We start from the raw sequence: 8,327 nt of genomic DNA on the forward strand, positions 1-8,327 counted from the left end.
TACGGCCGGTTCGCGCTGAGCACGACGAGCGGCACGCGGGCGTAGTTCGCTTCGAGGACGGCCGGCCCGAGGTTCGCGACCGCGGTGCCGGAGGTCATGACGACCGGCACGGGCCGGCCGGACGAGAGCGAGAGGCCGATGGCGAGGAACCCGGCGGTGCGCTCGTCGATGCGCATGTGCAGCCGCAGCCGGCCGGCCGTGTCTGCCGCCTGCAACGCGAACGCGAGCGGCGCGTTGCGCGAGCCCGGGCACAGGACCACGTCGCGAACACCGCCTCGGGCGAGTTCGTCGACGACTGCGGTGGCCTGGGCGGTGGACGGATTCACGGCGTCCAGCGTAGTTCGGCGTTCGCTGCGGACAGCCGTCCCCCGGCCGATCGGGAGGGGTGTCACAGTACGAATGTGCGCGGAGCCCGGCGAGAATGGGCGCATGCGCACAGTCTTCGAGCCCGCCGAGCTCAGCCCCGGTCGCTTCTACCGGCTTCTCACGGCGACGATCGTCCCGCGTCCGATCGCGTGGGTGTCGACGGTCTCGGCCGACGGTGTGGCCAACGTCGCGCCCTACAGTTTCTTCACGGTCGCGAGCGTCGCGCCGCCGGTGGTGCAGTTCACGTCGGTGGGCCGCAAGGACAGTGTCCGCAACATCGAGGAGACCGGCGAGTTCGTGATCAACATCGCGACCGTGCCGTTGATGGAGCAGGTCAACGAGACCTCGGCCGGGTTCGCGCACGACGTCGACGAGTTCGCGCAGGTGGGTCTGCGGGCCGAATGCAGCGAGCGGGTGCATCCGCCGCGGGTCGCCGAGTCCCCGGCTTCGATCGAGTGCACGCTGCACCGGATCATCGAGGTCGGTGACTGTTTCGTGGTGATGGGTGACGTGGTGGCGGTCACGGTACGGCCCGACGTGCTCGCCGAGGACGGGGCGCCGGATTTCGCCGCGCTCGCCCCGGCCAGCCGTCTCGGGCGCACCGAATGGGGATTGACACCACAGGTCCGCACGCTCGAGCGTCCCGAGTTCTGAGCGTCCCGGCTGGCACACTCCGGTCGTGGACAGTCGCGTCGTACTCGGTTTCATCGCAATCTTCGCCGGCCTGATCGCCGGTGCGGCGCTGTTCGTGCCATTCGTCGCGGTGAGCTATCGCCGCCGGGGCAGGGTCTCGGTCGGGCGGCTGGCGGTGTGGGTGGCTGCCCTCGTCTATTTCTGGGCGCTCTGGGCCTACACCCTGCTGCCGTTGCCCGATCCGCAGACGCTGATGTGTGCCGGGACCAACACGGACCTCTTCGCGTCGGTCGACGATCTGAGGGGCGCGTGGTCGAATGCCGGGGGCCGTCCCACCGCCCTTCTCGGTGACGCGGCATTTCTTCAGCTGGCTCTGAACGTCCTGTTGTTCGTTCCCCTCGGTTTCCTTGTCCGGATACTCGGGGGCCGCGGACTCGCGGTGGCGGCCGCGCTCGGGTTCGCGACGTCGCTGTTCGTCGAACTCACCCAGCTGACCGGGATGTGGGGCGCGTACGACTGCGCGTACCGGGTGTTCGACGTCGACGATCTGCTCACGAACACCGTCGGTGCGGTGCTGGGCTCGCTGCTGGCTCTCGCGGTTCCGCGCGGGCTCGCGGGCCGCTCCGGCGACGCCGACCCGGGGGAACCGCGGCCGGTCACCGTGCCGCGCCGGTTGCTGGCGATGGCGTGCGACTGGATCGGCTACGTGCTGACGACGTTCACGGTGGCGGTCGCGGTGAGGGCCTACCTGATCTATCTGGCCGACGATCGCGCGACCGCGGTCGACGGGCCGGTGTCGACGATCGTCGGCGGTGGCGTCGCGCTCGCGGCGTGGTTGCTCGCCACCCTCGTCACCGGCGCCTCTCCCGGCGATCACGTGGTGCGGCTGCGGTACACGGGCGGGTCGATGCCCGTGGCGTTCTCGCGGCTGCTGCGGTTCCTCGGCGGCATCGGCGGGTACGGCCTGTTCGACCTGCTCCCCGAGCGGTGGAACGGCCTGGTCACCGCGTTCGCGTGCGTCGCGGTCCTGGCGGCGGTGTTCACCCGCAACGGCCGTGGTCTGCCGGGTGTGCTGACCGGGCAGGAACTCGTGGACAGTCGCGCACCCGAACGGACACCGGTCGACATAGGTTAGGCTCGGCTGACCTCAGGAGGTGGACATGGCCGATCGAGCCCGGACCGCGGCGCGCAGGACCTCGAAGTTCCTCAAACCGGCCACGCGCGAACTCGTGCGCGCCCGGGTGCTGGCGTCCGAGCGGATCAGCCCCTCCTTCGTCCGCCTCACCGTCGGCGGGGAACGCCTCTCGAGCATCGCCCCGATGGGGTTCGACCAGTGGTTCCGCATGCTGTTCCCGGACGCCGGGCAGAGCGAACTGCATCTGCCGATCGCGGACGACGACCAGTGGTGGCCGGGGCTCCAGGCCATGCCCGCCGACATCCGCCCGGTGCTGCGCAACTACACGATCCGCCGCTACCGCCCGGCCGGCGCGGGACGGTTCGGGGACACCGCGGAGATCGACATCGACTTCGCCTCGCACGGCGATCCGGGCCCGGCGTCGGTGTGGGCCGACACCGTCCGGCCCGGCGACGAGCTGGCGCTGCTCGACGAGGGCATCATCTATCAGCCGGTTCCCGAGGCGCGGTGGCAACTTCTCGTCGGCGACTAGAGCGCCCTGCCCGCGCTGGCGGGGATCCTGGATTCGGCGGAGTTCGACATGCCGGTCGAGGTGTTCGTGGAGGTCGCCGATCCGGACGACGTCACGGCGCAGAATCTGCAGACCGCGCCCCACGTGCGGGTGCACACGGTCGTGCGGCCGGATCCGGACACACGCCCGGGCACCGCGGTGATCGAGGCGGTGCGGGCGGCGGATCTGCCGGACGGGCCGGGTTATGCGTTCGTGGCCGGTGAATCCGAGCTGGCCACGGGTGTGCGGCGGCACCTCGTGCGCGACCGCGGACTACCGAAGTCGGCGGTGACCTTCACCGGGTACTGGAACCACGGTGCGGCCGCCTACTGAGCCGGCGACGAAAGAGGTGATGCCTTCCCGGACCCGTCCCCGCCCCGAGACCGGAAAGGCATCTACTGCTCAGCTCAGCCGGCGTGCTTCTGGATGAGCGCACCCAGGCGCGGCAGCGCCTCGGCGACGTGCTTCTGTGCCGACCCGCGCAGCGAGTCGTACACCTTCTTGACGGCGGTCTTGGACGAGCCGGCGATGCGCTCGTCCGTCACGCCCAGGAGCGCGTTCGAGACCTCGTCCTCGCGGGCGACGAGGAAGTCGGCGAACGATCCGTTGCCGCCGAACTCGTTCCAGAACGGCTGGATCTTCTCGACGAACTCGGGCAGCAGCCCTTCGATCGCGCCCGGCACGATCGACGGTCCCACCTTCTTCACCGCGGCGTATCCACCCTTGAGGGCGAGACCCGAGGCGCCCTTCTTGTCCGAGACCTCAGCATCGATCAGAGCCTCGACATCGGCGATGACTGCCGGGAACTTGTCGGCGCCGAGCAGAGCATCACCCAGAGCTGCAACCACTTTCACTGCCTCCATACATGGGACTTGTGTGACCATTGGGACGCCCGAACGATATACGACGCCGCAGCTGCAACATACTCCCGAGTTATCCGAGCAGCGCGTGGCAGCGCCGGAGCCGGTCCGTCCACCACCGGACCCGCTCGCCGGAAGCCCTCACCTCGGCAAGCCTGGCCGGATCGGGCGCGATCGCGCCGACCGGGATCACCCCGTCGGCCATCGCCCTCACCGGTGCCACATCGGCTGTGAAGAAGTTACCGGTGCCCAGGCCACAGGCGTACGGCAGGTCCGGCAGTGCTGCAGCGGCGGCCAGTCCCGAGCCCATGCCGACCGCGGAATCGAGCGCGCTCGACACCACGACGGGCACCCCGTGCTCGGCCAGCTCGGCAGCGAGGGCCAGGAGCCGCCGGGCCCCACCGAGAGGTGCGACCTTGACCACAGCGACGTCGGCACCACCCGCGCGGACCACCCGCAACGGATCCTCTGCCCGCCGGATGCTCTCGTCCGCCGCAACCGGCACGTCCGGCAGCCGGCGTCGCAGCTCGACGAGTTCGGGCACGGTGGCGCACGGCTGCTCCGCGTACTCGAGAGGCGCGTCCGCGGTGAGGGCGGTCAGCGCGGTCACGGCCTCGTCGACCTCCCAGCCGCCGTTCGCGTCGACGCGCACGTTGTCGATCAGCTCGCGGACCGCCCGCACCCGCGCAATGTCCTGCGCGAGGTCCTGCCCCTTCTCGGCGACCTTCACCTTCGCGGTCCGTGCCCCGGGGAACCTGGCCAGGATCTCGGGCACGCGGTCCGGGTCGACCGCGGGAACGGTCGCGTTGACCGGCACCGCCGTGCGGCGCGGTTCGGGATCGCCGAGCCAGGCGGATTCGATCGCCGACCGCAGCCAGTGCGCGGCCTCGTCGTCACCGTATTCGGGGAACGGACCGAACTCGCCCCAGCCGGCCGGGCCCTGGATCAGCACGACCTCGCGGGTGGTGATCCCCCGGAACCGCACCCGCATGGGCAGCGACACGACGACCGCGCCGGCGAGGAGCTCGTCGAGCGGGGGCAGGTCGAGCGGAGGCAACACCGGATCGGTCACGGCTGGCCGGGCAGCAACTGGATCATGAGGGCTTCGCAGTCGCACAGCAGCGTGCCGTCGGGTGTGCGCAGCTCCGCGGAGCAGAAGATCTTGCGGCCCTCCACCCGGTCCACCCGGCCCTCGACGACCAACTCGCTTCCGATCGGGGTGATCTTGCGGTAGTTGACGTGCAGATAGCCGGTGCGGGAGATCGGATGTCCGGAAGCGTGCACGACCATGCCGAACAGATCGTCGAACAGCAGCGGGATGACGCCGCCGTGCACGGCGTTGTTCCCCCCGCGATGGAACAGGCGGAACGTGCCGCGCTCGCGGACGCCCTCGGCGTCGAACTTCTCGATGAGCCACGGCGGCTGCAGCAGGCTTCCGCGGCCGGGCAGCTCCGGATTGAACCCGGCCGGCGATTTGCCTTCCGGAACCTGATGCGGCTCGAGGAGGTCGCCGAGGGCCTCGGCCTGCGCGATCGCCTGCTCGACCACGTCGTCCGGAGGGTTGGTCGAGACCGCGAGATCCTGCAGGCGCCGCAGTGCTTCGACGAGCCGCCCGTAGTTCGGACCGGCCTTGACGGGCGTGTACACGGGGAACCCGCCGTGGTGTTCGTGTTCCGTGTCCACCGACCGGTCCGTTTGTTCGCTCATACCGAGCACGTTATCGGCCGCCGACGATCGGGTCGTGGCGAACCCACCCTCTAAGGTGACGACGTGACCTTCAATCCTGAGTTGTGGCGCCCGGTCCCGGGCTTCGAGAACCTCACCGACATCACGTACCACCGGCACATCACGCAGGGCACCGTCCGCGTCGCGTTCGACCGGCCCGAGGTGCGCAATGCGTTCCGCCCGCACACCGTCGACGAGCTGTACCGGACGCTCGACCACGCGCGCATGACGTCGGATGTCGGTGCGGTTCTGCTCACGGGCAACGGTCCGAGCCCGAAGGACGGCGGCTGGGCATTCTGCTCGGGCGGCGACCAGCGCATCCGTGGCCGCAGCGGCTACCAGTACGCGAGCGGCGAGACCGCCGACACCGTGGACAAGGCGCGGGCCGGGCGGCTGCACATCCTCGAGGTGCAGCGGCTGATCCGGTTCATGCCGAAGGTCGTGATCGCACTCGTCAACGGCTGGGCCGCCGGCGGCGGGCACAGCCTGCACGTCACGTGCGACCTGACCCTCGCCTCCCGCGAGCACGCCCGCTTCAAGCAGACCGACGCCGACGTGGGCAGCTTCGACGGGGGGTACGGCAGCGCTTACCTCGCGAAGCTGGTCGGGCAGAAGTTCGCCCGCGAGATCTTCTTCCTCGGCGACACCTACACCGCCGAGGAGATGCACCAGATGGGCGCGGTGAACCGGGTCGTCGACCACGACGAGCTCGAGAACGTCGCGCTCGAGTGGGCGGCCAAGATCAACGGCAAGTCCCCGCAGGCGCAGCGCATGCTCAAGTACGCGTTCAACCTGCAGGACGACGGACTCGTCGGGCAGCAGTTGTTCGCGGGTGAGGCCACCCGCCTGGCGTACATGACGGACGAGGCCGTCGAAGGTCGCGACAGCTTCCTCGAGAAGCGTGACCCGGATTGGTCGCCGTTCCCCTGGTACTTCTGACCTCCTCTCCGGTTGCTCGTCTCCGGGCGAGCAACCGGAGAAAGCCGGGCGTTTCGTTCGGCGAATCGGTCGCGAATCCCGGCCGGTCCGGCACACTGTGGTCCATGACCGACCGCGAGCGCCCGGCACCCGAACACACCCGGCCGGACGGAGTCGACGACGCGACGATCGAGGCAGTGGGCAAGCTGTCCGAGGCGCTCGAAACCATCGAACAGGCCCGCGGTCACCTCTATGCCTTCCATCAGCTCATGGGCCGCGGTGATCTGCAGGCCGGCGACGCCGCCGATCTCCTCGAGGCCGCCGGGCACACCGAACTCGCCGAGAAGGTGCGCACCGAACTCGTCGGCCGCAACGTCATCGAGGGGCGGTGGAGTTTCCAGCTCGTCGAGGAGTTCGACGACGGCTACTGGTCGGAGTTCCGGGCTCTGGACTCGGACGTGCGCAGCAAACTGGTCGACGGTCGCCGGCACCTGTTCGAGGCCGAGATGAAAGAGGAACGACGGACCCACGGCCGGCGAGGTCACGAATCGTGCCCCGGCACGCACGAGTAGAGGAAGGAACCCGGAACGTGGAGGTGCTGAGCAGCCGGACGATCCTGCGTCCGCGCGACTACGACGCCGCGCTCGAGTTCTACGGGAAGACGCTCGGTCTCGCGATCTCCCGTGAGTACCCGGGCGGCACGGTGTTCTTCGCCGGGCAGGGGCTGATCGAGATCGCGGGGCACGGCGCGTCCGACGAACCGACCCACTTCGCCGGCGCCCTCTGGCTGCAGGTGCGGGACGTGTACGACGCCGAGGCGGAACTCGTTCTCGCCGGCGTCGAGATCGTGCGGGAGGCCAAGCAGGAACCGTGGGGGTTGCACGAACTGTGGATCGCGGACCCCGACGGCATCCCCATCGTGCTCGTGCAGATTCCCCCGGACCACCCGATCCGCCGCGACACCCGGTAGCGCGGGCGGTGCCGGGAAACCGGGCCGAGGACCGGTCCGGGGCACCCGGGAAAGTGACGATGAGAACAAGATCACATCGCTCGGCGAGTGACTCCTCCCACACGCTGCGACCGGCACCCTCCCGCGACCTCGTGTAACACGTTCGAAACGCTTCGACGTCATCAGAGCTTCGCTGTACTTTTACCTCCCCGCTACAGCAGAATCATGAGATGTGACCGCTGAGCTTGTTGTCCTCCTGGTAGTGGTCGTCACTGCCCTCGCATTCGACTTCACCAACGGATTCCACGACACCGGCAACGCAATGGCCACATCCATCGCCACGGGTGCACTGAAGCCGAAGGTCGCGGTCGCGCTCTCCGCCACCCTCAACCTGGTGGGTGCATTCCTGTCCGTCGAGGTCGCCGCGACCGTCGCGAAGGGCGTCGTCGATCTGGACAGCACCAGCGGTGAGGAACTCCTCATCATCGTCTTCGCAGGCCTCGTCGGCGGCATCCTCTGGAATCTCGCGACCTGGCTGTTCGGCCTGCCCTCCAGCTCGTCGCACGCCCTGTTCGGCGGCCTGATCGGATCGGCACTCGCGGCCATCGGCATCAACGGCGTCGTGTGGGACGGCGTGCTCGGCAAGGTGATCATCCCCGCGTTGCTCGCGCCGGTGGTCGCGGCCCTCGTCGCAACGGTCGGCACCTGGGCGGTGCACCGGCTCACCCACGACATTCCCGAGGATCACCGCACCCGCGGCTTCCGCATCGGGCAGGTCGGGACCGCGTCACTCGTGTCGCTGGCTCACGGCACCAACGACGCCCAGAAGACGATGGGCGTCATCTTCCTCGCGCTGGTGGCCCACGGCACCATCACCGCCGACGCCGAGATGCCGTTCTGGGTCAAGCTCGCCTGCGCGGTCGCGATCGCGCTGGGCACCTACCTCGGTGGCTGGCGGATCATCCGCACCCTCGGCAAGGGCCTCGTCGAGATCTCCCCGCCGCAGGGCATGGCCGCGGAGTCCTCGTCGGCCGCCATCATCCTCACGTCCAGCCATTTCGGTCTGCCGCTGTCGACCACGCACGTCGCGACCGGCTCGATCCTCGGCACCGGACTCGGCACCAAATCGGCCGACGTCCGCTGGGGTGTCGCCGGGCGCATGGCCGTGGCCTGGCTGATCACGCTGCCGTC

Annotated in this window: 10 protein-coding genes and 1 pseudogene; 7 read left to right on the top strand and 4 right to left on the bottom strand. The window is 69.4% G+C overall.

Annotated features, from left to right (window positions below):
• Nucleotides 1–326: thiamine pyrophosphate-binding protein (locus I0Q12_RS31780; RefSeq protein WP_307845991.1), on the bottom strand; the 326-nt coding region annotated here is incomplete at its 3' end.
• A 103-nt stretch (nucleotides 327–429) separates the two neighbouring features.
• On the opposite strand from I0Q12_RS31780, the gene I0Q12_RS03125 reads away from it, so the two are divergent.
• The 3 genes and pseudogenes from I0Q12_RS03125 to I0Q12_RS03135 all read left to right on the top strand — a co-directional run bounded on the left by I0Q12_RS03125 (nucleotide 430) and on the right by I0Q12_RS03135 (nucleotide 3,017).
• A complete protein-coding gene (locus tag I0Q12_RS03125; RefSeq protein ID WP_197250550.1) occupies nucleotides 430–1,020 on the top strand; it encodes a flavin reductase family protein in 591 nt (196 codons plus the stop codon).
• Between the two features lie 25 nt (nucleotides 1,021–1,045).
• Nucleotides 1,046–2,134 (top strand): VanZ family protein, encoded by a 1,089-nt coding sequence (locus I0Q12_RS03130; protein WP_197250551.1) that lies wholly within the window; start codon nucleotides 1,046–1,048, stop codon nucleotides 2,132–2,134.
• A gap of 25 nt (nucleotides 2,135–2,159) precedes the next feature.
• Nucleotides 2,160–3,017: pseudogene (locus tag I0Q12_RS03135) on the top strand (siderophore-interacting protein).
• A gap of 74 nt (nucleotides 3,018–3,091) precedes the next feature.
• On the opposite strand, the gene I0Q12_RS03140 reads toward I0Q12_RS03135, so the two are convergent.
• The 3 genes from I0Q12_RS03140 to I0Q12_RS03150 form a co-directional block, all read right to left on the bottom strand.
• Nucleotides 3,092–3,532, bottom strand: coding sequence for a hypothetical protein (locus I0Q12_RS03140; protein WP_197250552.1), 441 nt, complete (start codon nucleotides 3,530–3,532; stop codon nucleotides 3,092–3,094).
• Between the two features lie 85 nt (nucleotides 3,533–3,617).
• The gene (locus tag I0Q12_RS03145; RefSeq protein ID WP_231609915.1) at nucleotides 3,618–4,535 is read right to left on the bottom strand and encodes an o-succinylbenzoate synthase; all 918 of its coding nucleotides are present in this window, start codon (nucleotides 4,533–4,535) and stop codon (nucleotides 3,618–3,620) included.
• Between the two features lie 77 nt (nucleotides 4,536–4,612).
• Nucleotides 4,613–5,251 carry a PaaI family thioesterase gene (locus I0Q12_RS03150; RefSeq protein WP_197250553.1) on the bottom strand — a complete coding sequence of 213 codons (639 nt, stop codon included), beginning with the start codon at nucleotides 5,249–5,251 and terminating at the stop codon, nucleotides 4,613–4,615.
• A gap of 63 nt (nucleotides 5,252–5,314) precedes the next feature.
• Between I0Q12_RS03150 and I0Q12_RS03155 the strand changes: the two genes are divergently transcribed.
• The 4 genes from I0Q12_RS03155 to I0Q12_RS03170 all read left to right on the top strand — a co-directional run.
• Nucleotides 5,315–6,208 carry a 1,4-dihydroxy-2-naphthoyl-CoA synthase gene (locus I0Q12_RS03155; RefSeq protein ID WP_197250554.1) on the top strand — a complete coding sequence of 298 codons (894 nt, stop codon included), beginning with the start codon at nucleotides 5,315–5,317 and terminating at the stop codon, nucleotides 6,206–6,208.
• A gap of 104 nt (nucleotides 6,209–6,312) precedes the next feature.
• Nucleotides 6,313–6,759: a hypothetical protein gene (locus tag I0Q12_RS03160; protein WP_197250555.1), complete on the top strand. Its 447-nt coding sequence runs from the start codon at nucleotides 6,313–6,315 to the stop codon at nucleotides 6,757–6,759.
• 17 nt (nucleotides 6,760–6,776) lie between these two features.
• Nucleotides 6,777–7,157 (top strand): VOC family protein, encoded by a 381-nt coding sequence (locus I0Q12_RS03165; protein WP_197250556.1) that lies wholly within the window; start codon nucleotides 6,777–6,779, stop codon nucleotides 7,155–7,157.
• Between the two features lie 211 nt (nucleotides 7,158–7,368).
• The coding region (locus I0Q12_RS03170; protein WP_307845998.1) for an inorganic phosphate transporter at nucleotides 7,369–8,327 on the top strand (959 nt) is incomplete at its 3' end.

This window comes from Rhodococcus sp. CX (assembly GCF_015865005.1).
Classification (GTDB): Bacteria; Actinomycetota; Actinomycetes; order Mycobacteriales; family Mycobacteriaceae; genus Rhodococcus.